We start from the raw sequence: 25352 nt of genomic DNA, 5'->3' as shown, positions 1-25352 counted from the left end.
AATTAACGATATTTGTACGCAAATTACACAACTAAATAATCAATATTTCATGTTAGGAGAAAGAACACAAACTTTAGGGGAGTTTATCATCGGGAAGCAAGAGGAATTTCAATACTCTTCTGGAGAATTATCTCGATTGATCAATTCCATTCGTTTGGCTGCAAAAATCGTAAGTCATAAGGTAAATCAAGCGGGTTTAGTCGATATCATTGGTGCATTTGGAAAAGAAAATATTCAAGGAGAGCAACAACAGAAGCTAGATGTATATGCCAATGAAGTTTTTATTCAAACTCTGATGAATCGTGAGATAGTTTGTGGAATAGGTTCGGAAGAAAATGATGACTTTATCGCGATTAATGCTCGTGATGGAGCAAATGATAATAAATATGTAGTATTGATGGATCCGTTGGACGGATCATCCAATATTGATGTGAACGTTTCTGTTGGAACAATTTTTTCTATTTATAGACGTGTTACTCCAGTTGGAAGTCCAGTAACTATTGAAGATTTCTTGCAAAAAGGAGAAAATCAGGTTGCTGCGGGTTATGTAATTTATGGATCTTCAACCATGTTGGTCTATACCACGGGGCACGGTGTTAATGGATTTACTTTAAATCCAGCTATCGGAACATTTTACTTGTCTCATCCCAATATGAAAGTAGCAGAAGATGGACATATTTATTCTATTAACGAGGGGAATTATATTCATTTTCCACAAGGAGTAAAAGATTATTTAAAATATTGTCAGGCTGAAGAAGGTACAAGACCATATACCTCTCGATATATTGGAAGTTTGGTGGCGGATATACATAGAAATATACTAAAAGGAGGCGTTTATATCTATCCAACGAGCTCTAGAGCTCCAAAGGGGAAGTTGCGATTGCTGTATGAATGTAATCCAATGGCCTTTATAGTAGAGCAAGCTGGTGGAAAGGCGTCAGACGGTTTTACGAGAATCATGGAAATTGCGCCTACCGAATTGCATCAAAGAGTACCTTTTTTCTGCGGTAGTAAAAATATGGTAGAAAAGGCAGAAGAGTTTATGAGTAAAAGCAAATAAAAAAAAGAGGCTGGAATTTTCCAGCCTCTTTTTTTATCGACTCATGTTTTGCATTTCGAAGATAAAAGTTTCACTGTCTACACTAAGTACTAATAGGGATAAGGCTTTGTCGACAATGTCGTTTACATTGCCTGTGAATCCTAAGGCTACAGCGAATTTCCTTAGAACTTGTTTTTGTTTAGGGCCCAGAACGTGATCGACATAAACCATTCTGGCTAAATCGTACAAACGCTCAAGGCGATTAATTTGCAAATACGGAGGGTTTACCGGAAATTTTGTCGGATCCTCTAATATTAACTCATATTCATCATCGGAGATGTCTAGGCGAATAGCAAGTTCATCTAAAAACTTTTTCTCCTCTTCACTAATTGGGCCATCTGAAATCGCTACCCGCACAATGGAGGCAAAGTGACCTTTATTTCGGTCCTTAAAGCCGCTATCAAATAAATCTGTATATGACATAATTTGTTGTTTTTGGTTGTTTCGTTTTTAAAAGTGGTACATTAATGGCTCAATTTAGTAATAATAGTTGTAAATTTGAGTTAATTAATTTAATAAATGATGCTTGAGATGTTTTTTTATACGGCTCGCGGATTTGAGCAGTTTCTTTTAAAAAGCAATTTGATGGGAGTGCTGTTTACTGTTGTTCTTTTATTACCATATGTTTTTAAAGATTGGGCACGCTTCCTAAGTCTTTTCGCAACCATCGCTTTGGGTTTTCTGTTTAATGCTTCCATTACCTTTTTTGAAGTGGTTACCATTAGCGCGCAAGCCTCTAGATGGGTATTTTGGTGTATGTTGATCTTCTTATTCCTATTCTGTTTTTATCGATTGATGACCAGTGGTAAAAAGTTGCGCAATAAAGGAGATACCATCTTTTATGTGATTGCCTTTGTCTTTGGATTTATGGATAGTATCCTTCACGAAGGAGTTTGGAAACCAGTTATCGCTAATGCTTCTTATGAATTTCTCGCGCTTATAGGTTATTTGGTGGGGTACATTGGTGGATTAATTATGGTGGCAATAATCTATTTTTTAGTGTCCTATGCTTTGCAAGCCATACTGCGCTTTACCCAAAAAGAGTGGGGCTTAATTGTGTCTGCTATGGCAATTGGAGTACTGATTTCAGAGGTGATAAAAATAATTTAGAATACTGCTTTTTTCTTGAATAAGTAGTCAAAGGATTGTGTACTTTTGCACTTTCTAAAGATGTCGGGTTCATGGATTTACCCATTGATAAGTAGGGGCGTTTTTAAAGGATCAAAATGGAAAATACAGAGAATACAAAAATAGCTAAATACGATAAAGCTTATTTGCGAATTGCTCGCGAATGGGGGCAATTATCATATTGTACGCGCAAACAGGTCGGAGCCATTATCGTTAGAGATAAAATGATTATTTCAGACGGATATAACGGAACTCCTTCAGGTTTTGAAAATTGTTGTGAAGATCAAGCCGGTTCTACCAAATGGTATGTCTTACATGCCGAAGCAAATGCTATTTTAAAAGTGGCTCGCTCTACTCAAAGCTGTCAAGATGCTACACTGTATATCACGATGTCTCCCTGTAGAGATTGCAGTAAATTGATTCACCAATCCGGTATTAAAAGAGTGGTCTATCAAGATGATTATAAAGATACGGAAGGAATCTCCTTTCTGGTAAAAGCAGGCGTAGAAGTAGTGCATTTACCCGATTTAGATAATTAAATGTATGAAAAAGATATTTTGGCCACTAATTGTTTCTATTGCTCTGTCATTGGGGATTCTTTTGGGAGGATTTGTGGTTTCTTCAAATTTTCAAACCACGAGTCTTACTGCCAATTCTAATAAAGTAAAGTTAAATAAATTGATTGACTTTATTGAACAAGAGTATGTAGATGAAGTAGATACGGATTCTATTATAGATATGACGGTTACTTCGATTTTGGAGCAATTGGATCCGCATTCGGTTTATATCGCTCGTAGTGAAATGCAGTCGATTTCAGAATCGATGCGCGGTGGATTTGTCGGTATAGGGATTAATTATTACGTTTATAAAGATAGCTTGGCGGTTATCAAAGCAGTGCCGGGTGGTCCGTCTGAAAAAGCGGGTCTTCTACCGGGGGATAGAATACTCTATGCCGATGGTCAAAAGCTATTCGGGAAAAAGCTGGCAAATGATAGTTTAGTCAGTATTTTAAGAGGAGAAGAAGACTCCAAAGTACAATTGAAAATTTATAGAAAAAAGAATAAAAAAACCTTAAATGTGTCGTTAACTCGCTCGTTAGTACCGCTTAAAAGTGTGGATGTAGGCGTGAAATTAGACGACGGTATGGGGTATATTAAGGTTAATCGTTTCTCAGAGTCTACTTATGCCGAGTTTATTAAGGAATTAAAAACGCTTAAAGAGGCAAAGATTTCAGGATTGATTCTGGATTTACGGGAAAACGGTGGCGGTTATATGGATCAGGCGATTAAAATGGTCGACGAGTTTTTGCCTGCAAATCAGATTATCGTAAAAACCGTAAATAAAAAAGGTAATGAAGCGGTGTCTAAATCAAGTTCGAAAGGCATTTTTGAACAAGGAGAATTATTTGTCTTGATCAATGAAAATAGTGCCTCAGCAAGTGAGATTGTTGCTGGTGCTATTCAGGATAACGATCGCGGAACCGTTGTGGGAAGGCGTTCGTTTGGAAAGGGATTGGTACAACGCGAGTTGATGTTGGGTGACGGTTCAGCTGTCCGATTAACTACTGCTCGGTATTATACGCCTTCGGGTAGATCCATTCAAAAGCCCTATAATCACGGTTTTGAAGAGTATAATAATGATTTTATAACCAGATACGAAAGTGGCGAATTATATGCAGCAGACAGTATAAAAATTGCCGACAGCCTACAATTTAAAACTAAAAACGGGCGAATTGTTTATGGCGGTGGGGGTATAGTGCCTGATTTGTTTGTGCCGTTAGATTTAAAACATGGAGATGATGCCGTTTTAATGTTGATGCGATCCGGTTTGGTCAGTTATTTTGTATTCGAACAGATTGATGCAGATCGCAATGCTTTTGAAGGTTACGATTTGACTCAGTTGAGTGCTAAGGTAACGGATAAAGAATACGTTTATAAGAAATTTAAAAAGCACTTAAGTGATAACGGGCTTAACTTTAATTTGGATAAACGCAAAGCCTTAATTGAGTTTTTCTTAATCGGTGAGTTTGTTCATCAATTGTATGGAGAGGAAGATTATTATCAGTGGATTTTAAAAGAAGATCCGATGATTAAGGCTATAGATGGCAAGCAAGCTACTGCCTTATAATACAGTAAATAGAAATAAAAAACTCGTTTGTCATCAGGCAAACGAGTTTTTTTTATATTTTAGGATAGCTGCACCATCAAATTATCTGATGCTATCATGGCTATGGGTTTCGATACCGTTGTTCCACAAAGTTAGTATATCGGTTGCTACTGCAGCACCACTACCGGCAGCTATTGAAAGCTGACTGCGATGGCCGGCTAATGTGCCTGCGACATATAAATTAGTGGCTACGCGTTGATCTTCATTCTTAAGTTGGATTCGATTCTTTTGTGGTAATGATTTGCCGTGAGGCATCACGTATTCCATTAAGCCTTCAATTTGAAAACTGTGGCTAGAATTAACAGCTATAACGACTATTGTCGATTCATAGGTGTTTTTATTGGTTTGAATCACAAAGCGGTTGCCTTGGGAAACTACTGATACCACCTTTTCATGCTCGATTTGTTCAATTTGCGGATAATGTTCGGCTAATGATGTTTTGGATTCCTCTAAAAGTTCGGAGCCCAACTTCCCTGAAGCCACTCCATAAGCGTTGTAGAAAACAGCATCTTGAAGCATCGAAGCTTTTTGGTGGGCTATTATAGCTATTTTTTTATCTGTAACAAAGGGTTTGGCTTGGGCGGATCCTAAGATTTGAGCACAAGAAAACCCTGCAACGCCGCCACCAATAATCAGGGCATCGTACGCCATTATTTAGTTTTTTCGTCAATTAGTTTTGAAGTTCTAAAAATTAGAACAATGCAAACAGCACAAAGCAAAGCAATGATGCCAATCAGTGCAATAAGGCTCTTTCCTTCAAATAGGTTGTTGAAGTCTAGTGATATGATGTTGATTACCAATAAAACAGCAACAAAAAGAAGCGCGATATAACTAAAAATCTTCATTTGATATAAGTAATTAATATAGAAGGTGGAAAAGTACTAAAAATAAATCAGTTGATTAAGCCTTTAACATTACTGGCGAATAATTTAACAGCAATGGCTAATAATATGATTCCAAATACTTTTCGAATAACGCTTAAGCCGTTAGCACCAATTATTTTTTCAATTTTTCCAGACATTTTTAAAACGATATAAACAAAAATCATGTTTAGAAGAATTCCGAAAATAATGTTGATGTTCTGATACTGAGATTTTAACGATAGCAGTGTAGTCAGTACACCTGCTCCAGCTATGAGGGGAAAGGCCAACGGTACTATAGAGGCAGTACTCGGTGCTTCGTCTTTGTATAAGCGAATTCCAAGTATCATCTCCAAAGCTAGAAAAAACAATACGAAGGCCCCTGCAACAGCAAAGGAGTTGACATCAATACCGATTAAATTCAAGATTTCATTTCCGATAAATAGGAAGGAAATCATGATAATAGCTGCTACAATAGTTGCTTTTTCCGATTGGATATGTCCTACTCGACTACGCAGTTCTACGACAATTGGAATAGCTCCTAAAATGTCAATTACCGCAAACAAGATCATTCCGGTAGTAATAATTTCTCTAAAATCTAATTCCATTGGGGGATTTTTTGAACGAATATGATGTGAGGCAAAATTAGTGAAATATATTTCTAATTCGTTGTTCGATATCAGTTATTCGAGTTCAGAATCAATCTAAAATAGTGAATTTGAATGGGCTTTTGACTTATTTAGGAAATAAACACCAAATAAAGTTTGTATTTTTGCAGGCATTTTAATTTAGAATACTATGTTTCAATTAGGGAAAACAATTGTGTCAGAAGAATTGTTTGAGAGAGAGTTTGTGTGCAACCTGTCGGCATGTAAGGGAGAATGTTGTGTAGACGGTACTGCGGGAGCACCTTTAGAGGAAGGAGAGACAAAAATTATGCAAGACATTTATGCTACGGTAAAGCCTTTTCTTCGACCTGAAGGTATAGCAGCTATTGAAGCCCAAGGCACTTCGATCATAGGAGAGGATGGTGGTTTTGAAACCCCGTTAGTCAATGGAGCGGAGTGTGCTTATGTTATTTTTGATCAGGACACGGCACTTTGTGGTATTGAGCAAGCGTATAACGAGGGGCTAATTAAATGGAAGAAACCGGTTTCTTGTCATTTGTATCCAATTCGAGTTCGAGAATTTTCGGATTTTTCGGCGGTTAATTACCACAAATGGAGTATTTGTGATGATGCTTGTTCGTTGGGAAAAGAATTAGAAGTACCTGTTTATAAGTTTGTCAAAGAAGCCTTGGTTCGTAAATTTGGAGCAGCGTGGTACACCGAATTAGAGCAAGTGGCAGAGGAGTATAAACGATAAGTTTATTTTAAAAACAGGTCTTTGTTTTTATAATCGATTAAGGCTTCCCCTTGTAATAAGATATCGGCACCTATGATTCCGTGCACCGTTTTGGCTTTGTATTGCTTTAATGCAATATTGACGTGAGATAGGTCCATCAGTACCAAATCGGTAGCGGAATTTTTCCAACGTCCCATTTGTAATTTATTTTGATACGATACTTGTGTTAGCATGCCGTTAGCTCCAGCACCGGATGCTTTGGTGTTTGATGCTGATGCCTGAATATCAAAATGCTCGATAAAACTAAAATCTATACAGCTGTTTGAAGCGCCGGTATCCAATATGAAATCGCCGCTAATGCCGTTGATTTTGGCTTTTAAAAAAAGGTGCTGTGTTTTAGATACAGTAAACGATATTTTTCTATAGCCATCTTTTAATAAGAGTTCTTGTAGGTTTTCCATAAACCAAAAGTAGTTTAAAAACTTTAAATGCGGTAATTTTGCAGTTAATTCTAGGTAGAGATTTATTTTAAACAAAAAACAGTGACTCGATGATTTTGACCGACACCCATACCCATTTGTATTCCGATTCTTTTGACGAAGATCGCGATAGTGTCATTAAAAAGGCGATAGAACAAGGTGTTTCTCGTTTTTTTATTCCGGCAATTGATTCTACTTATGCTCAGGCTATGTATGAATTGGAGGCGTCATTTCCAGACAACGTCCATTTAATGATGGGTTTGCATCCAACGAGTGTCAAAGATAATTATAAGCAAGAGTTGTCGTTTGTCGCTTCGGAGCTGCAGCGCAGATCGTTTGTCGCTATAGGTGAAATTGGGATTGACTTATATTGGGATAAAAGTACCTTAGGAATTCAGCAAGAGGCCTTTCAATATCAGATTCAATTGGCTAAGAAATATAAGTTGCCGATTAATATTCACTGCCGAGAGGCTTTTGATGAGGTATTTGAAGTGCTGGAGCTTGAAAGAGCGATGGATTTAAGAGGCATCTTTCATTGTTTTTCAGGAACGGAACAGCAGGCATTACAAGCTATTGATCTACAGATGAAATTGGGAATTGGTGGGGTAGTCACGTTTAAGAACGGAAAGATCGATCAATTTCTGGATAAAATTTCGATGGAACATATCGTACTAGAAACGGATTCTCCGTATCTTGCACCGGTTCCGTACAGGGGAAAGAGAAATGAAAGTGCTTATATAGTGAATGTAGCTGAAAAAGTTGCTGAGATATATACGGTTTCCATAGAGGAAGTTGCAAAAACCACTACAGCCAATTCAAGAGCTGTTTTTGGTATTTAACAAAGATTTGCGCAAGAATTGCCTAAAAATTGCGTTCTTTTGCCAACTATTAAAACATAAACACTATAATGTTAAAGTTTGATTCAATTCGTCACTATCATGATGTTGAGGTGAATGCCGTTCTGCAAAGCGTTGCAAATCACCCAATGATGAAAGCGTTGATGGGATTTACTTTTCCAGATACTCCGGAATCCGAATGGATGGAGCGTCTTAAAGACGTTCATTCTATTCAGGATTTTCAAGAACAGTTTATTTATTATTCTGTCAGAAAGGTTTTGGAAAAAAGCTCGGAAGGCCTTACAACCTCGGGTTTCGATAAATTAGATAAAGATACCTCTTATTTGTTTATTTCAAATCACAGAGATATTATATTGGATACTTCATTACTCAATGTAGCTTTGAAAGATCATGGTTTAATCATGACTTCTTCTGCTGTTGGGGATAATTTGGTGCAAAAATCTTTTTTATTAGCACTGTCCAAACTCAATAGAAATTTCTTAGTAAAACGCGGACTACCACCTAGAGAACTCTTGGTGAGTTCGAAGTTGATGTCTGAATATATCTACCACTTATTACAAGAAGAAAACCGTTCGGTATGGATCGCACAGCGCGAAGGTCGTACCAAAGACGGAAATGATTCTACGCATCAAGGTGTGTTGAAAATGTTGGGAATGGCCTGTGATGAGCCAGAGTTGATGGACTATTTTAAGAAAATTAAAATTGTTCCAGTCTCGATTTCGTATGAATACGATCCAACAGATGCTTTAAAAATGCCACAATTATTGGCAAAAGCAAAGGATGAAATCTATATCAAAGAGAAAAACGAAGATTTCGTAAACTTACTCAGTGGAATACTCGGACAGAAAAAGCGAATCCATATTCATGTTGGTGATGTATTGGATAGCGAACTGGAAGAAGTAAAAAATCATTCTTGTAATAATAACAAGCAAATTCAAGCGGTAGCACAGATTATAGACGAATCGATACTGAGAACCTATAAATTATGGCCAACCAATTATATTGCTTACGATATTATGTTTGATACCGATCGCTTTGCGTCGAGATATACACTTAAGGAAAAGCAACTTTTTGAACGTCGTTTGGAATTGCGTGTTGATAAAGAAAATAAAATTATCGTAGACGGATTTTTGGCGATGTATGCCAATCCAGTTGTCAATAAACTAAAATTTACGGATGTCTAAAAAACCGGCAATATTGTTGATTTATACGGGAGGTACCATTGGAATGATCAAAGATTTTTCTACGGGTGCCTTAAAAGCGTTTAATTTTGATCAGTTGCTAGAGCGTATACCCGAATTAAATCTATTGGATTGTACCATCGCGACCTATTCGTTTGAAACGCCAATCGACTCGTCTGATATGAGCCCAGAACATTGGGTGAGTATGGTGACGATTATCGAAAAGCATTACCAACAATACGACGGTTTTGTCATACTGCACGGATCTGATACCATGTCATATTCCGCTTCTGCATTGAGTTTTATGTTGCAGAACCTGCAAAAACCAGTAGTGCTTACCGGGTCTCAATTGCCTATTGGAGATTTGAGAACCGATGCCAAAGAAAACCTGATTACAGCGATTCAAGTAGCCTCTATTCAAAAAAACGGAAAACCTGTGATTCAAGAGGTTTGCTTGTATTTTGAATATAAACTATATAGAGGTAATAGAACTACCAAAGTTAGTGCTGAATTATTTAATGCATTTACTTCGCCAAACGTACCACATTTAGCAGAATCAGGGGTGCATTTTAAAATAAATGAGGCCTTGTTGTTGAAAACGGAAGCGACCAAAGAGTTGGCAGTTTTTAAAACCATGGATACTCGTGTAATGATTTTAAAACTATTTCCGGGTATCAACCAATCGATGTTTGAATCGATCTTGAGTATAGCGAGTTTAAAGGGGCTGATTTTGGAGACCTACGGATCGGGCAATGCGCCTACGGAGACTTGGTTTCTATCGTGTCTGAATAAGGCGATACAACAAGGACTAAAAGTGGTCAATGTAACGCAATGTTCTGGAGGTAGTGTCAATATGGGGCAATATGAAACCAGTACAGAGATGAAAGAGATCGGAGTGATCTCTGGAAAGGATATCACTACGGAAGCAGCCATAACCAAGTTGATGTTTTTGCTAGGACAGCAGGTTGACGACCGCAACTTCAAGGCGGTATTTGAACAAGCCATCTGCGGTGAGATGGAGTAGTTTTATACGCAAAAAAAAGAACTGCAAAATAGAGATTCGGCAGTTCTTGATTCTTAAAATTATTTCAATTGATTTTCTTTTTCGAGCTTTATTAAGTGAGCCATGTTTTTGATGACCTTATCGTGTTTCAATACAAATGGGTTTTCTTTATCCCAGACGTATCCTGCTAAAACAGCGCATATCTTGCTTTTAACATCGGGGTTCTCGGGTTGATGATAAAATAATTCTTGGAGATTTCCCGTATACCATTCTTGGATATAAGTCGTAAAGACAGCAATCCCCTCTTTCATATAATCCGAATATTCCACTTCCCAATTGACCGTTTCGCCTTGTAGTTGGCGCAGTGCTAATTTGGCAGACAACATACCTGATTCAGTGGCAAAGCACACCCCAGAAGAAAATACAGGATCTAAGAATTCCGAACTGTTTCCGGTAAGCGTATAACCCTCGCCATACATTTGTTTTACGGCAGTTGAATAATTGGATAATTTTATGGGTTCAAATATAAACGGCAGATCGCCAAAACGGTTGACATAATAGTCAGATAGTTTAATAGCGTTTGCTAAAGCCTCTGTTTGGTCGTCTGATAGTTGGTTTATAAAGTCAGTCGGACCAACTATGCCTACGCTTGTATTGCCATTAGAAAAGGGTATTACCCATAGCCATACTTGGGTTTCGAGGATATCAAATGATATTAAAGTTCCCTCTTTGCCCGCTGGTCGATTAACATCTACAATATGTGTGAAAATCGCCGAATGTGGATTTAAGCGAGAAGGTGCATCAAGCGCTAATAAACGCGGTAAAACACGTCCATAACCACTAGCGTCAATCAAAAACTGCGCTTTGATTTGTTTGGTTTCTCCTTCTTTGGTTTTGATTGTAGTTAGGGATTCGGTACCGTTAAATTCCACCGCGGTGACTTCCGATTCGAATTCCAAATCAATACCCATCTTGGTGATTTCTTTGGCAACAGCCCAATCAAAATCGGCTCTAGGTACTTGCCAGGTCCAGTCCCATCCTTTGGAGAACTTTTCGCTAAAGTCAAAAATACAGACCTCTTCTCCTCGGATAAATCGTGCTCCCCACTTCTTTTCGAAATTCTCCTTGTTTAAGGCACCGAGCAATCCTGCTTCCTCAAAGTGATCCATCACCCGCGGAATTAAACTCTCTCCAACAACAATTCTAGGGAATTTAGATTTTTCGACAACTTTGACATGGATCCCCTTTTGATGCAGATATCCAGCCGCAACACTACCCGAGGGCCCGGCTCCAATGATTAAAACTTCAACATTTTCTATAGTCATATTTAGGATTAGGATGGTTGTTAAAAAATATTAAATTTGCAGTTGTTTTTACAATACCAAATTTATTGATATAAATGGATCATTTGCTAAAATTACCAGTAAATTTAATTGAAATATAATCGTTATAAATAAAGTTGCCGATGAATACCTTGAACGAATATTTAAGTCTAGAAGAATTTTCCAAAATTATTTTTAACAACGCAGAACTTGATCTTAGCGAACAGGTTTGGAAAAGAACAGAAGAAAGTTTTGAGTTTTTAAGGGAGTTTTCTAAAAACAAGATTATTTACGGAGTGAATACCGGTTTTGGACCGATGGCTCAATATCGTATTGAAGAGGAGGATTGCATACAATTGCAATACAACCTCATTCGGAGTCACGCTTCAGGAATTGGCAATCCGCTGACGCCGATTCAAGTGAAAGCAGCCATCTTGGCGCGTCTAAATAGTTTGTCTTTAGGGTATTCGGGAGTTAATGCTACCGTTCTTCAGTTGATGAAGGAGCTGATCAATAGAGATATTACACCACTGATTTTTGCTCATGGTGGGGTTGGAGCCAGTGGCGATCTAGTACAATTGGCTCATTTGGCTTTGGTATTAATTGGAGAAGGTGAAGTGTTCTATAAAGGTGAACGTAGAGCTACGCAGGAAGTATTCCAAATCGAAGGATTAAAACCTATTGAAATTAAAATCAGAGAAGCACTTTCTTTGATGAATGGCACTTCGGTAATGACGGGTATCGGTGTAGTGAATTGGGTTCAATCACGTAAATTACTCGATTGGTCTGTCAAAATATCTTGTGCTATTAATGAAATTGTGAGTGCCTATGACGACCATTATTCGCAAGAGTTAAATCATTCAAAACTGCATCAAGGACAGCGCAATATCGCCGCAAGAATGCGTACTTATTTAAAGGGAAGCAAACTGATTAAAAAAAGGGAAGAGCACTTGTATACCGGTGAAAATCAAGAAAAGATTTTTAAAGATAAAGTACAAGAGTATTATTCTATTCGCTGTATTCCACAGATACTTGGCCCGATTTCCGATACCATCGATCAGGTGGCTAAAATTTTAGAACAGGAAATCAATTCCGCCAACGACAATCCTATAGTCGATGTAAAAACACAACAAGTATATCACGGAGGTAATTTTCACGGCGATTATATCGCTTTGGAAATGGATAAATTAAAATTAGTCATCACCAAATTGACCATGTTGTCTGAACGACAATTAAACTACCTATTAAATTCAAAAATTAATGAGCTACTGCCTCCGTTTGTGAACCTCGGGAAATTGGGGTTTAACTTTGGAATGCAAGGCGCACAATTTACAGCTACTTCTACTACAGCTGAAAATCAAGCTTTATCGACTTCGATGTATATACATAGTATTCCAAATAATAATGATAATCAAGATATCGTTAGTATGGGTACCAATGCGGCTGTGTTGTGTTCTAAGGTGATCGAAAACGCATTTGAGGTGATGGCCATAGAATTGATCACACTGGCACAGGCGATTGATGCGTTAGAATATCAAGAATTGATCTCGGATAATACACGGAATTGGTATAAAGATATCCGTGCAATTATACCAGTATTTGTAGGGGATCAAGTGTTGTATCCATACATCAATCAAGTTAAGAATTACCTGATTGAATCGGAAATGCAGGAGGTTTAAAAAAAAACATTTAGCTTTGCTTAGGAAGTTTAATTGATTGATTTCTAGTGATGTTTGTGGGTTTTTAAAGGCATGGATTTGCCTGATACCCTACTTGTTTGCTAGTCATACATATATGGAGATGATTTTTTTTCGAGGCCTAATGCAGAAATGTTAAATATCGTAGAAATACGTCGAATTGGTGTTTTTAATATTTTTTTTTATATAATATTGGCACAGCTATTGCAAAACTATCTCTAGAAGGAAATTCAAGGACGAAAAGGGATGGTTTGGCAATTGATTTTAAATAAGATAAATAATAATAAATAGGGTATAAATAAATGAAATGTGCTTTAATAACAGGAGGATCTAGAGGTATAGGAAAAGCGATTTGTTTAAAATTAGCACAAGAGAACAAGTATCATTTATTGATCAATTATCAATCCAATCAGCAAGCGGCGGAGGAGACTCTAAAGGAGGTGATTGCTTTGGGAGGTCAAGGAGAAATACTGGCTTTTAATGTTGGCGATCAGCAGCAGGTTGCTGCTGTTTTAGGAGACTGGACAGAAAAGAACCCCGATGCAATTGTTGAGGTTATTATCAATAATGCAGGAATAACGCGCGACGGACTTTTTATGTGGATGACGCACAGCGATTGGAAGCAGGTAATTGATACGAGTTTGGATGGATTTTTTAATGTAACGAACTTTTTTATTCAAAAACTACTTAGAAATCGTTATGGTAGAATTATCAATATGGTTTCGGTTTCTGGTTTAAAGGGAACGGCAGGTCAAACTAATTATTCCGCTGCTAAAGGAGCGGTAATTGCGGCAACAAAGGCATTGGCTCAAGAAGTTGCTAGACGAAATATTACGGTAAATGCAGTTGCTCCTGGTTTTATTAAAACAGAGATGACAGCAGGCCTAGATGAGAAGGAATTGATGAAATTAGTCCCTGTAAATAGATTTGGTGAAGCGGAGGAAGTTGCGGAATTGGTAGCTTTTTTGGCCTCAGATAAGGCAAGTTATATTACAGGAGAAGTGATTAATATTAATGGAGGAATTTATTCTTAACGGTATGAATCAGAGAGTAGTGATTACAGGAATGGGGATTTATTCGTGTTTGGGAACTTCATTAGAGGAGGTCAAACAATCGCTCTATGAGGGTAAGTCTGGTATTGTTTTCGATCCGGAACGCAAAGAGTTTGGATTCAAATCGGCTTTAACCGGAATGGTGCCCCATCCGGATTTAAAAAAATTATTAACTAGAAGGCAGCGCCTTAGTATTGGTCAAGAAACCGAATACGCTTATGTAGCTACACTAGAAGCTCTAAAGAATGCGCAGATTTCACAAGAATTTATCGATCAAAACGAGGTTGGAATTCTATACGGTAACGACAGCGTTTCCCAATCCATTATTGAATCTACCGACATTGTAAGAGAGAAAAAAGATACCTCTTTGATTGGTTCAGGCGCCATTTTTAAATCGATGAACTCAACGGTAACGATGAATCTGTCGACGGTGTTTCGACTAAAGGGCATTAATATGACCATTAGTGCAGCTTGTGCCAGTGGTTCTCACTCGTTGGGATTAGCCTTTACGTTGATCAGAGCGGGCTTGCAAGATATGATTATCTGTGGCGGTGCTCAAGAGATCAATAAATACGGAATGGCTAATTTTGATGGCTTAGGTGTTTTTTCGCCAAATGAACAACATCCTGCGCAGGCATCTAAACCTTTCGATGCACATCGAGATGGACTAGTGCCCAGTGGTGGTGCAGCTACTTTGGTGGTGGAAAGTTACGAATCGGCGATGCGTCGCGGTGCTCCAATTGTTGCAGAGATACTCGGATATGGATTCTCTTCCAATGGTGGTCACATCTCTACCCCGAACGTAGAAGGGCCGGCAAAAGCGATGAAAAAGGCTATTGAACAAGCGGGACTGTTACCTAGTGATATCGCATACATCAACGCCCACGCTACATCAACGCCTGTGGGAGATGCCAACGAAGCTAAAGCGATCTTGGAAGTTTTTGGGAATACCCAGCCCTATGTGAGTTCGACCAAATCAATGACCGGACATGAATGTTGGATGGCTGGAGCTAGTGAGGTTATTTATTCTAACCTGATGATGGAACACAGTTTTATAGCCCCAAATATCAATTTTGATACGCCAGATGAAGATTCCGCACAGCTAAATATAGTTAGAGAAACGTTAAATAAGGAATTTGACATATATTTGTCCAATTCTTTTGGATTTGGAGGGACTAATTCCGCCTTAGTGATAAGAAAAATATAGAAAGACAATGAAGAATCTAGATGTTTTAGAGAAAATAAATGCCATTTTAGTTGATGAATTCGAAGTGGATTCAACTATTATTGCTCCTGAAAATAATTTAAAAACGACTTTGCAGTTAGATAGTTTGGATTATGTGGATTTGGTGGTAATCATCGAATCAAATTTCGGGGTTAAATTGGTTGAAGCAGATTTTGTAAATGTAGCAACCTTTAGTGATTTTTATGCCTTAATAGAAAGTAAGCTGTTATTGAGAAACTAATACTATAAAAAATGAGTCAATGGGACGGTAAATCTAAAGGGACTCTTTTAGGCTACAAGATCTTCGTATTTTGTATTAAGAAATTAGGAATTAGAACGGCTTATGCCGTTTTGATTTTTGTGTCTTTTTATTATTTTGTATTTGCAAGAGCTAGCAATCAGTCTTTGTGGTACTATTTGAATAAAAGGCTTAAGTATTCCAAGGTAAAATCGCTTTGGGCCATGTACAATAGTTACTTTGTATTTGGTAAAATTTTGATTGATAAAACGGCAATTGCCGCCGGTTTACGAGAGAAGTATACTTATGAGTTTGATGGGATTGAGACACTAAGAGAAGTTATCGCACAAAAAAAAGGCGGTATTTTGATTAGTGCACATGTCGGGAATTTCGAGATTGCTGAATATTTTTTGGCAGATTTGGATTTTGATTGTCCAATCAATCTGGTAACTACCGATCAGGAACACAGTCATATTAAAGCGTACTTAATGAGTGTGTCGCAACGATCATCTATTAAGTTTATAATTGTAAAAGAAGATTTGTCACATATTTTTGAAATCAATAATGCGTTAAATAATAATGAGCTCATCTGTTTTACTGGAGATCGCTATTTCGAGGGCTCGAAAGTACTGACGGAAGAGCTTCTAGGTGAAAACGCTGTTTTTCCCTCAGGACCTTTCCATATTGCATCACGACTTCAAGCTCCCGTGGTCTTTGTGTATGTGATGAAAGAGCCTGCTTTACATTATCATCTCTACGCTAGAAGGGCAAGCGTTAAACATAGAGATGCTCAAGCACTTTTAAAAGAATATTGTTTGAGTGTTGAAAGTATTTTGAAAAAATATCCTCTACAATGGTTTAATTATTTCGATTTTTGGAACGTTAGGGGTTAAATTAAATATAATGAAAAAGGTACTGGTAGTTTTTTATACACAATCGGGACAATTGAGGTCCATCGTCGAGCAATTGATGAGCCCTTTGGGTTGCGATAATCAAGTACAAGTGGACTATCTGGAAATAAAAATGAAAAAAGCATTTTCTTTCCCGTGGGAAAAAGAAGCTTTCTTTGATGCCTTTCCCGAGTCTTTTCAGCAAATCCCCGCTGATATTGATGCTCCTGATGAACAAGTTCTGCATCAAAAATACGACTTAGTGGTTTTGGCTTATCAAGTGTGGTACCTATCTCCATCGATTCCAATGAATTCCTTTTTGAAGAGCAGATATGCACAAACAATACTTCGCGATACTCCGGTTGTTACCGTTAGTGGAAGTAGGAATATGTGGATCATGGCGCAAGAAAAAGTAAAGGTCTTATTAAAACAACAGCAGGCACAACTCGTGGGTAATATTGCGCTAGTCGATCGAGCCATTAACCTAGTCAGTGTGATCTCTCTGGTAAACTGGATGTTTACTGGTGAAAAAAAACGACTGTGGGGGATACTTCCCCTGCCTGGTGTCTCAGAAAAAGAAATACAAGACAGTAAAAAATTTGGTGCGATCATCTTAAAATATTTAAAAAGCGACCGTTTTGATGGACTTCAAAAAGAACTCGTCGAGAATAAGGCCGTTGAAGTCCGTCATTTTCTAGTCTCTATGGACAAGAAGGCGAACAAAATGTTTACACTTTGGTCTAGTATGATTATCAAAAAGACTCCCAAATCAAGAAAGCGATGGTTAAAGGTGTTTAATTATTACCTGTTTTTTGCTATTTGGGTCTTGTCGCCGATCGTGCACCTCATACATTTGATTTTATACCCCCTTTTTTATTTTAAGATTAAAAGGGATGAACAATATTATAAAGGAATACAGTAGAGAATTATGTCAGCAGTTTACATCAATAAAATATCGAAATTTTTACCTAATAATCCCATCTTAAATGATGAAATGGAATTGTATTTGGGTAAGATCAATGATAAGGAATCAAAAGCAAGGAGAATTGTATTGAGAAATAACGGTATCAAACAGCGTTATTATGCCATCGACGATAAAGGACAGTTTACGCATACCAATGCCGAGCTTACTGAGCAGGCTATCAATGGGTTATTTGGTGAGGACTTCACACAAGAAGATATGGAAGTGCTTTCTTGTGGTACTTCTACTCCTGATCACCTGTTGCCTTCCCATGCAGCCATGGTTCACGGCTTGTTAAAAAGCAGACCCCTAGAGCTAAATTCCTCTTCGGGGGTGTGTTGTTCGGGTATGAATGCGCTAAAATTCGGCTATTTATCTGTAAAATCCGGTAGTTCCAATAATGCGGTTTGTACGGGATCTGAACGGGTTTCTAGCTGGATGCTGGCAGACCGTTTTAATAAGGAAATCGAAAACCTGAAAGAATTGGAGCAGCAACCTATCATCGCTTTTAAGAAAGATTTCTTACGTTGGATGTTATCTGACGGAGCAGCAGCATTTCTATTGGAAAGTCAGCCAAAAGGCCCTGTATCGCTAAAAATCGAATGGATGGAATCGTATTCCTATGCCCATCAATTGGAAGCGTGTATGTATGCTGGTGGAGATAAAATGGAAGATGGTAGTTTAAAACCGTGGAGCGATTATCCCGCAGATGAATGGTTAAATCAATCGGTATTTGCACTAAAGCAAGATGTAAAGGTTTTAAACGAAAACATCTTGATTAAAGGAGTAGAGAGCATGGCCGCGGCCCTGCAAAAAAACAATATTACTCCAGCGCAGATCGATTATTTTTTACCCCACGTCTCCTCGCATTACTTTGTTGATGAGCTTTATAATAAATTTGCTGAGGCCGGTTTGGAAATTGCCAAGGATAAATGGTTTATGAATTTGCATAAGGTTGGAAATGTGGGTGCCGCCTCTATATATTTGATGTTGGAAGAATTGATGAATGCCGGACAATTGAAAAAAGGAGAGCGAATTTTGCTTTCTGTACCGGAAAGTGGTCGTTTTTCTTATGCCTATGCTTATTTAACAGTGTGTTAGTCATGGATAAAAATTTACCTATAATTGATTATAATAAAATCATCGAGCTAATTCCACAACGAGACCCTATAGTGATGGTCGACGGATTGTTGTCTTTTTCCGACACGGATATTGAAGCGACGCTGACCGTTTTGAAAAATAATATACTAGTTCAGGACAATCTTTTACAAGAAGCAGGTATCATTGAACATATGGCTCAAACTGTAGCACTGCATACCGGTTATGATTTCTCTTGCAAAGGCATTCCTGCTCCAGTAGGATATATCGGATCTATTAAAAATATCGTCATCTATCGATTGCCTAAAGTCTCTGAAAAAATGACCAGTAAGGCTCATATACTACACGAGTTTATGGGTGTGACTCTAGTAGAAGTAGTGACTTTTTGCGGCGGCACCATCCTCGCAAAAGGTCAAATGAAAACCGTTATAGCTCAATGATATGGATATTTTGGGAAATCAAAAGAAGATCAAGATAAAAAAATACCTGCCCCATTGTAAACCGATGTTGATGGTTGATATCATTTCGGAAATAAGCCATGAACAGGTTAAAACCAGTTTTTTGATCGATGCTGCTGATGTTTTTGTACAAGATAATCGCTTTCAAGAAGCGGGTTTAATTGAAAATGCTGCTCAGACATGCTCGGCAATTGTAGGGCAAACCTACTTTTTCGATGAGGATCAAAAAGAAATTAAAGATGCAAATTTATTGGGCTTCATCAGTTCGATAAAAAATCTTAAAATACACCAACTTCCCAAAGTAGGAGATACGATTGTAACAGAGGCAAAATTAACGTCAAAGTTTAATACTCCGGCCTATTCGATCTGTACGATGACTGTAGTCACCTTCTTGGGAACGATCACTTTATTAAATGCTGAGATTAATTTATTATTACAAAAAGCGGTAACATGAAAAAATCAGAAGTTCCACAAGATAAAAGTAATTTGGAGAGCGTTCAAGTGAAAGAACTGTGTTATGCGGTGGATGATCAAGGAAACTATACCACCGAATTAAGTACGGGTTGGGAGCCTAAGAGTATTGTGCAGCAAGAAACGCTTAAACTGTTGCAAGAGCGTATTGATCAGGCTAAAAGTGATGTAAAAGACCAATTGGTAAGCCCAATTGTCTATTTTATGGAATTGCATAGAATGGATTGGAATACCTTGGCAGCCTATATGAATATGTGGGTTTGGCGTGTGAAAAGACATGCAAAACCTTCGGTTTTTAATAGATTAAATAAAAAAATACTTCAACGTTATGCCTCGGTTTTTGACATCAATATTGAAGAGCTAAAAAATTATAAAGGAGATTAATGCAACTAGAATTTACGCATCAACAGTCGGCTCATTGTGAAAATGGTGTAGCTTCTAATTTATTAAAGAACAAAGGAATTCAGATCAGTGAACCGATGGTTTTCGGTTTGGGTTCTGGGTTGTTTTTTGTGTATTTACCCTTTATCAAGGTCAATCATGCTCCGGCGATCAGTTATAGGCCGCTACCAGGACTTATTTTTAATAGAGTCGCTAAGCGTTTAGGTATAAAGATTAAAAGAATTAAATTTTACGATAAGGCAAAAGCTCAACAGGTATTAGAGCAAAATATAGAAAATAATATTCCGTCGGGACTTCAAGTTGGTGTGTATCATTTAACGTACTTTCCCGATGAATATAAGTTCCATTTTAACGCGCATAACTTAGTGGTGTATGGCAAGGAAGGGAGTGATTTTTTGGTGAGTGATCCGGTAATGGAGCAGGTTACCCGATTGACGGAAAGTGATTTGGAGCGGGTTCGATTTGCAAAAGGAGCGTTCGCTCCTAAGGGTCAGATTTATTATCCAATTTATATTCCAGAGCATATCGAATGGCAGAAAGCCATTAAGAAAGCGATCAAAAAAACCTGTAACGATATGTTGGCACCCGTCCCGATCATTGGCGTTCGCGGTATGAGAATGGTAGCTAAAAGCATTTTAAAGTGGCCTAAGAAAGTTGGCGTGAGAAAGGCAAATCACTATTTGGCTCAGATGGTGCGTATGCAAGAAGAAATCGGTACCGGAGGTGGTGGTTTTCGTTTTATTTATGCGGCATTCTTACAAGAAGCATCGCAAATCTTAAACAATCCAGAACTCAAAGAACTATCGATCGAAATGACGCGTATCGGAGATCTCTGGCGTGATTTTGCTGTCGAAGCCGCTCGAGTATATAAAAAGAGAAGTAATCAAGAAGATGTCTATAAAGTACTATCAGATCTGTTGTTGGATTTAGCGGATCTGGAAGAACAGTTTTTTAGAAAATTAAAAAAAGCAGTATAAAGTGAAAACCCATTCCATCATACATATCGAAAAATTGTATAAAAAATACAGGGACGCGGATTCATTTGCAGTGAATGACTTGAGTTTAGATATTCACGAAGGTGAAATATATGGACTTTTAGGACCAAATGGTGCTGGTAAAACAAGTTTAATCGCGATGCTCTGTGGATTGTTAGAACCGACAGCAGGGAGCTTTACGATACTGGACTGGAACTATAAACAACACCCTACTGAAATCAAAAGTAATATCGGGGTAGTCCCACAAGAATACGCCCTATATCCGACCTTGACCGCTACCGAAAACTTGATGTATTTCGGGAGTATGTATGGTTTAAAAGGTAAGGCCTTGAGAGAAAAGGTCGCTTTAAGTCTAGATGTTTTGGGTTTGAGTGACTTTGCCAATAAAAGGGTGGAAACCTATTCCGGCGGCATGAAGCGCCGTGTTAATTTAATAGCAGGCGTTTTACATCAACCGAAATTATTGTTTTTAGATGAGCCAACCGTAGGCGTAGATGTACAATCTAAAACGGCTATAATTCAGTTTTTAAAAGAACTTAATGCAAATGGAACAACCATCATTTATACCTCACACCATCTGGTGGAAGCGCAAGAATTTTGTACGCAAATCGGTATCATCGATCGCGGAAGATTATTTGTTGAAGGAACTCCAATCGAATTGATTGGTCAGACTCCAGGTGCTAAAAACCTCGAGGATGTATTTATAGCTGTAACCGGAAAAACTTTGCGCGATGTGGTATAAATTGTGGATGTCTATTAAAAAGGAATTGCTATTGCTCAAAAGAGATTTTGGCGGTTTGATTATCTTATTTGTCATGCCTTTGATCTTGGTCGTTACGGTAACCTTAATTCAAAACAGTTCCTACCAAGCGATTTCAGACAAAAAATTACCGATAATTTTGGTCGACAACGACAGAGGTAGTATATCCGATACCATTAAGAAGCAGATCAATGCTTCGGGGACTTTCCTGTGGATTGATAAGCTGGATGGAATCGCTATTACAGAGGAATTGGCAAAAAAGGAAGTCAATAAGGGTGCCTATCAAATGGCCTTGGTTTTACCGAAAGATTTATCGGTTGATTTAAAAGCGAAAATCAATCAAAATGTCGAAAGAATATTGGAGGATTTTAGCTTAGAGCCAACAGTGAAAACAACAGTTAGAGAAATTACGCCCAAACAAATTCATTTCTATTTTGATCCAGCTACGCAGAATACCTTTAAGGAGGGGATAAAAAATGCGATAGATAAGATGATTGCTCAAACAGAGAATCAATTGATATATAGTGCTTTTCAAGAAAATCTTGGTGAGGGCACTGCGCCATTAGCACCGGGTGTTAGAGATTTTATACAGTTTAAGGAAATGGCTCCCAAGGCAACAGAGCAGGCAGTCAAACCCAATTCGGTACAACACAATGTTCCGGCTTGGACCTTGTTTGCGATTTTCTTTATCATGGTGCCGCTATCGATTAACATTGTTAAAGAAAAAACCTTAGGGACTCAAGTGCGTTTGCGTTGCAATCCAACGCCAACATATATTTTATTAGCCGGAAAGACCATCACCTACTTATTGATTTGTTTGTTGCAGTTTTACGCGATTGTTTTGGTCGGGTACTGGGTGTTTCCGCAAATTGGCTTACCTCGTTTTGACGTACAAGGATATTTTGTCTTATTGACCATAATGACCTTGTTCGCTGGACTTGCGGCTATAGGCCTTGGAATATTACTCGGGACATTGGCTAAAACTCAAGAACAATCGTCTCCTTTTGGAGCTACTTTTGTAGTAATACTAGCAGCTGTTGGTGGTGTTTGGATTCCCGTTTTTGCTATGCCTGAATTGATGCAATACGTTTCAAAATTATCACCGATGAATTGGGCGCTGAACGGTTATTATAATATCTTACTGCGCAACGGTTCTATAATGGATATATTCGGAGAACTAAGCTTGTTGTTTTTGTTTTTCGTTTTAATGGTTACCATATCAATTTTGTATGATAAGAAGAAAAGATCTGTATAAGGAAATCCCCGAACTAACGGTGAACTGCGAATGTCGAATTCGCTTTAATGAAACCGACGCTTTGGGAATCGTTTGGCACGGTAATTACATTACGTATTTCGAAGATGGAAGAGAAGCATTTGGTCGAAAACATCAAATTTCGTACCTGGATGTAATGCGACACGGCTATAGTACACCCATCGTCAAATCGGTTTGTGAACATAAATTATCGCTTAAATATGGGGATGTGGTACGTATAGAAACGACTTTTGTAGATACACCAGCGGCTAAAATGGTCTTTAGGTTTAAAATATATAATACCGAAAATCAAGTAGTTTGTACGGGAGAGACGACACAAGTTTTTTTAGATGAAGAGGGCAATTTGACATTAAATATTCCACCGTTTTTTGAAGCGTGGAAAAAGAAAATAGGTTTGTTGTAAAATGAAAAAAGTGTATATAAATGATACCAATTGCATCACGCCTCTAGGTTTTGATTTGGAGCGCAATTGGCAAGCCGTACAAGCTAGTGAAACCGGAATTGCTCGCATTGCCCAATTGGGCAATTTGACGAATTTTTATGCGTCTAGAATTGACGACAACGCGTTGGATCAGGCATTTAAAAAGCGAAGTAAAACGGAGGTAGAAACCAGTAGATTGGAGAAATTATTGTTTTTGGCTTTAGATCCTATCGTTCAAAAGCATGGTATTCAGGACAAGACGGGATTAATCGTTTCTACAACTAAAGGAAATATTGATTTTTTAGCAACAACAACACCGCAACAAGCGGATTTGAATATACTGGCAAAAAAGGTGGCGAATCACTACGGTTTCAGCACCGAACCCATATTGGTTTGTAATGCATGTGTTTCAGGGGTTTTGGCCATTAGCGTTGCAAAGCGAATGATTCAAATGGATCAATTTGATGAGGTTTATGTAGTAGCAGGAGATATACTCTCGGAATTTGTGGTTTCGGGTTTTAATTCTTTTCAAGCGATGGGCAACGCTGCGTGTAAACCCTACGATCAAGATCGAAGTGGTGTCAACTTAGGAGAGGCATCGGCGGCAATATACGTTTCAGCAAGTAAGGAAGCGCAATCAGTTGAAATTATCGGAGAGGCTTCGATTGGAGATGCCAATCATATTTCAGGGCCATCACGAACCGGAGAGGGCTTGTATCAAAGCGTGTGCAGAGCACTTGCGGAAGCGGGTATTGAAAGCGACGCCATTGATATGATTTCTGCTCATGGTACGGCTACGGTATTTAACGATGAAATGGAAGCTATTGCATTCCATCGATTGGGCATGCAACACATTCCGTTGCATAGCTTAAAGGGATACTATGGGCATACCCTAGGGGCTTCGGGTTTATTAGAAGTAGTTATGGCTATGATGGCCATGAGCCAAGACAGTTTAATTGTCAGCAAGGGTTTTGAAGTACAGGGGACTTCTGAAAAGCTAAATGTCACAACGAAAAATCAAAATCAGAAGATCAATCGAATACTGAAAACGGCTTCTGGATTTGGAGGGACCAATGCTGCGATCATCTTAGAGAAAGTCAATTAAAGTGAAAGGAGAAATGCATATATCAAAATACGTCGTCATAGAGCAAGGAGTGGTATCCGTACAAGGGCAGGAAGTTTTTAGGTCAGACGTAGGAGATTTTTCAGTGTTTGCTAAAGAGATCTATCAGCATTTGAACATGGCTTATCCCAAATTTTTTAAAATGGATAGCCTGAGTAAATTAGGTCTTTTAGGTGTGGAGTTTCTTTTAAATAAGGACGACCAAGCCCAAGATATAGCTGTGGTTTTAGCGAATAAATCGTCGAGTTTAGATACCGACATCAAACACCAACAAAGTATCGCCGATAAAATCGCCTATTATCCGAGTCCTGCGATTTTCGTTTATACCTTGGCAAATATTTGTTTGGGTGAAATTAGTATCAAACACCAATTGAGATCAGAAAATGCTTTTTTTGTAGCAGCTTCTTTTCCTGTAGATTTGATGCTGGCTAATGCAAACTATTTATTGCAGAGCAATAAGGCGAGTAAAGTGCTTTGCGGTTGGGTTGAGTATTATCAAGAATCCTATAAACTGGTTTGTTATCTCGTGGAGAACCAAGGTACAATAGCACATAATAAAATAGAAATACAAAAAATTATAAAGTAAAAAAAATGGAAGAATTAAAAACAGAATTGAAAAACAAGATTGTAGAGGTTTTAAATTTAGAAGACATTTCAGTAGACGATATTCAAGACAATGATCCTCTTTTCGGAGATGGTTTGGGATTAGACTCTATTGATGCTTTAGAATTGATTGTTTTGATGGACAAGGATTACGGGATTAAACTAAGCGATCCAAAAGAGGGAAAAACGATTTTCCAATCTATAGAAACCATGTCACAATATATCGGGGCAAATAGAACAAAGTAA

General features: G+C 38.0%; 30 protein-coding genes. 25 read left to right on the top strand and 5 right to left on the bottom strand.

What is annotated here, in order from left to right; genetic code table 11:
- The first annotated feature begins 49 nt into the window (after positions 1-49).
- Positions 50-1060 carry a class 1 fructose-bisphosphatase gene (gene fbp, locus L1275_RS10500; protein ID WP_253472596.1) on the top strand — a complete coding sequence of 337 codons (1011 nt, stop codon included), beginning with the start codon at positions 50-52 and terminating at the stop codon, positions 1058-1060.
- Between the two features lie 33 nt (positions 1061-1093).
- On the opposite strand, the gene L1275_RS10495 is transcribed toward fbp, so the two are convergent.
- Positions 1094-1522 (bottom strand): TerB family tellurite resistance protein, encoded by a 429-nt coding sequence (locus L1275_RS10495; RefSeq protein ID WP_253472594.1) that lies wholly within the window; start codon positions 1520-1522, stop codon positions 1094-1096.
- Between the two features lie 108 nt (positions 1523-1630).
- Between L1275_RS10495 and L1275_RS10490 the strand changes: the two genes are divergently transcribed.
- The 3 genes from L1275_RS10490 (at position 1631) to L1275_RS10480 (ending at position 4354) form a co-directional block, all read left to right on the top strand.
- Entirely contained in the window at positions 1631-2209 is a 579-nt protein-coding gene (locus L1275_RS10490; RefSeq protein WP_253472591.1) for a hypothetical protein, read from the top strand.
- A gap of 116 nt (positions 2210-2325) precedes the next feature.
- Complete coding sequence (locus L1275_RS10485; RefSeq protein ID WP_253472588.1) at positions 2326-2766, top strand: dCMP deaminase family protein; 441 nt, start codon at positions 2326-2328, stop codon at positions 2764-2766.
- A 4-nt stretch (positions 2767-2770) separates the two neighbouring features.
- Positions 2771-4354: a S41 family peptidase gene (locus tag L1275_RS10480; protein WP_253472584.1), complete on the top strand. Its 1584-nt coding sequence runs from the start codon at positions 2771-2773 to the stop codon at positions 4352-4354.
- An 81-nt stretch (positions 4355-4435) separates the two neighbouring features.
- Here L1275_RS10480 and L1275_RS10475 read toward each other — a convergent pair whose 3' ends face one another.
- Together L1275_RS10475 and L1275_RS10465 are read right to left on the bottom strand one after the other, a co-directional pair.
- A complete protein-coding gene (locus tag L1275_RS10475) occupies positions 4436-5047 on the bottom strand; it encodes an FAD-dependent oxidoreductase (RefSeq protein ID WP_253472628.1) in 612 nt (203 codons plus the stop codon).
- Between the two features lie 238 nt (positions 5048-5285).
- Positions 5286-5861: a MarC family protein gene (locus L1275_RS10465; protein ID WP_253472579.1), complete on the bottom strand. Its 576-nt coding sequence runs from the start codon at positions 5859-5861 to the stop codon at positions 5286-5288.
- Positions 5862-6051: 190 nt separating this feature from the next.
- Between L1275_RS10465 and L1275_RS10460 the strand changes: the two genes are divergently transcribed.
- The gene (locus tag L1275_RS10460; RefSeq protein WP_253472576.1) at positions 6052-6618 is read left to right on the top strand and encodes a DUF3109 family protein; all 567 of its coding nucleotides are present in this window, start codon (positions 6052-6054) and stop codon (positions 6616-6618) included.
- A 2-nt stretch (positions 6619-6620) separates the two neighbouring features.
- Here L1275_RS10460 and L1275_RS10455 read toward each other — a convergent pair whose 3' ends face one another.
- Complete coding sequence (locus tag L1275_RS10455; RefSeq protein WP_253472572.1) at positions 6621-7058, bottom strand: retropepsin-like aspartic protease; 438 nt, start codon at positions 7056-7058, stop codon at positions 6621-6623.
- An 89-nt stretch (positions 7059-7147) separates the two neighbouring features.
- Between L1275_RS10455 and L1275_RS10450 the strand changes: the two genes are divergently transcribed.
- From L1275_RS10450 to L1275_RS10440, 3 genes are all read left to right on the top strand, one after another.
- A complete protein-coding gene (locus L1275_RS10450; RefSeq protein WP_253472569.1) occupies positions 7148-7915 on the top strand; it encodes a TatD family hydrolase in 768 nt (255 codons plus the stop codon).
- 68 nt (positions 7916-7983) lie between these two features.
- Complete coding sequence (locus L1275_RS10445) at positions 7984-9117, top strand: 1-acyl-sn-glycerol-3-phosphate acyltransferase (protein ID WP_253472567.1); 1134 nt, start codon at positions 7984-7986, stop codon at positions 9115-9117.
- Entirely contained in the window at positions 9110-10138 is a 1029-nt protein-coding gene (locus tag L1275_RS10440) for an asparaginase (protein WP_253472565.1), read from the top strand. Before L1275_RS10445 ends, L1275_RS10440 begins: the two co-directional genes overlap by 8 nt.
- A gap of 59 nt (positions 10139-10197) precedes the next feature.
- Here the strand turns inward: L1275_RS10440 and L1275_RS10435 are convergent, their stop codons facing one another.
- Positions 10198-11442, bottom strand: a complete 1245-nt coding sequence (locus L1275_RS10435; RefSeq protein ID WP_253472562.1) for an NAD(P)/FAD-dependent oxidoreductase — start codon at positions 11440-11442, stop codon at positions 10198-10200.
- A gap of 140 nt (positions 11443-11582) precedes the next feature.
- On the opposite strand from L1275_RS10435, the gene hutH reads away from it, so the two are divergent.
- The 17 genes from hutH to L1275_RS10350 all read left to right on the top strand — a co-directional run bounded on the left by hutH (position 11583) and on the right by L1275_RS10350 (position 25352).
- Positions 11583-13118 carry a histidine ammonia-lyase gene (gene hutH / locus L1275_RS10430; RefSeq protein ID WP_253472560.1) on the top strand — a complete coding sequence of 512 codons (1536 nt, stop codon included), beginning with the start codon at positions 11583-11585 and terminating at the stop codon, positions 13116-13118.
- Between the two features lie 320 nt (positions 13119-13438).
- On the top strand, positions 13439-14170 hold the full coding sequence (gene fabG, locus L1275_RS10425; protein ID WP_253472557.1) for a 3-oxoacyl-ACP reductase FabG: 732 nt from the start codon (positions 13439-13441) through the stop codon (positions 14168-14170).
- Between the two features lie 4 nt (positions 14171-14174).
- On the top strand, positions 14175-15395 hold the full coding sequence (locus L1275_RS10420) for a beta-ketoacyl synthase (protein WP_253472554.1): 1221 nt from the start codon (positions 14175-14177) through the stop codon (positions 15393-15395).
- Positions 15396-15402: 7 nt separating this feature from the next.
- Positions 15403-15654 (top strand): phosphopantetheine-binding protein, encoded by a 252-nt coding sequence (locus tag L1275_RS10415; RefSeq protein ID WP_253472551.1) that lies wholly within the window; start codon positions 15403-15405, stop codon positions 15652-15654.
- 11 nt (positions 15655-15665) lie between these two features.
- Positions 15666-16544 carry a lipid A biosynthesis acyltransferase gene (locus L1275_RS10410; RefSeq protein WP_253472548.1) on the top strand — a complete coding sequence of 293 codons (879 nt, stop codon included), beginning with the start codon at positions 15666-15668 and terminating at the stop codon, positions 16542-16544.
- 10 nt (positions 16545-16554) lie between these two features.
- Positions 16555-17463, top strand: a complete 909-nt coding sequence (locus L1275_RS10405; protein WP_253472545.1) for a dialkylrecorsinol condensing enzyme DarA — start codon at positions 16555-16557, stop codon at positions 17461-17463.
- Positions 17464-17469: 6 nt separating this feature from the next.
- A complete protein-coding gene (locus L1275_RS10400; protein WP_253472542.1) occupies positions 17470-18603 on the top strand; it encodes a beta-ketoacyl-ACP synthase III in 1134 nt (377 codons plus the stop codon).
- Positions 18604-18605: 2 nt separating this feature from the next.
- A complete protein-coding gene (locus L1275_RS10395; RefSeq protein WP_253472540.1) occupies positions 18606-19040 on the top strand; it encodes a hypothetical protein in 435 nt (144 codons plus the stop codon).
- A gap of 1 nt (position 19041) precedes the next feature.
- A complete protein-coding gene (locus L1275_RS10390; RefSeq protein ID WP_371923463.1) occupies positions 19042-19512 on the top strand; it encodes an ABC transporter permease in 471 nt (156 codons plus the stop codon).
- Positions 19509-19913 (top strand): hypothetical protein, encoded by a 405-nt coding sequence (locus L1275_RS10385; RefSeq protein ID WP_253472537.1) that lies wholly within the window; start codon positions 19509-19511, stop codon positions 19911-19913. The genes L1275_RS10390 and L1275_RS10385 overlap by 4 nt, the downstream gene beginning before the upstream one ends.
- On the top strand, positions 19913-20908 hold the full coding sequence (locus L1275_RS10380) for a BtrH N-terminal domain-containing protein (protein WP_253472534.1): 996 nt from the start codon (positions 19913-19915) through the stop codon (positions 20906-20908). Before L1275_RS10385 ends, L1275_RS10380 begins: the two co-directional genes overlap by 1 nt.
- 16 nt (positions 20909-20924) lie before the next feature.
- Positions 20925-21668, top strand: a complete 744-nt coding sequence (locus L1275_RS10375; protein ID WP_253472625.1) for an ATP-binding cassette domain-containing protein — start codon at positions 20925-20927, stop codon at positions 21666-21668.
- The gene (locus L1275_RS10370; RefSeq protein WP_253472531.1) at positions 21658-22941 is read left to right on the top strand and encodes an ABC transporter permease; all 1284 of its coding nucleotides are present in this window, start codon (positions 21658-21660) and stop codon (positions 22939-22941) included. The genes L1275_RS10375 and L1275_RS10370 overlap by 11 nt, the downstream gene beginning before the upstream one ends.
- The gene (locus tag L1275_RS10365) at positions 22916-23362 is read left to right on the top strand and encodes a thioesterase family protein (RefSeq protein WP_253472528.1); all 447 of its coding nucleotides are present in this window, start codon (positions 22916-22918) and stop codon (positions 23360-23362) included. The genes L1275_RS10370 and L1275_RS10365 overlap by 26 nt, the downstream gene beginning before the upstream one ends.
- Before the next feature lies 1 nt (position 23363).
- Positions 23364-24485, top strand: coding sequence for a beta-ketoacyl synthase N-terminal-like domain-containing protein (locus L1275_RS10360; protein ID WP_253472525.1), 1122 nt, complete (start codon positions 23364-23366; stop codon positions 24483-24485).
- A gap of 13 nt (positions 24486-24498) precedes the next feature.
- Entirely contained in the window at positions 24499-25089 is a 591-nt protein-coding gene (locus tag L1275_RS10355; protein WP_253472522.1) for a 3-oxoacyl-ACP synthase, read from the top strand.
- A gap of 5 nt (positions 25090-25094) precedes the next feature.
- The gene (locus tag L1275_RS10350) at positions 25095-25352 is read left to right on the top strand and encodes a phosphopantetheine-binding protein (RefSeq protein ID WP_253472519.1); all 258 of its coding nucleotides are present in this window, start codon (positions 25095-25097) and stop codon (positions 25350-25352) included.

The sequence above is a fragment of the Flavobacterium sp. HSC-61S13 genome (assembly GCF_024171535.1).
In the GTDB taxonomy this organism is placed as follows: domain Bacteria; phylum Bacteroidota; class Bacteroidia; order Flavobacteriales; family Flavobacteriaceae; genus Flavobacterium.
The sequence above is the reverse complement of the archived record's forward strand: the minus strand, read 5'-3'. Positions and strand labels throughout refer to the sequence as shown.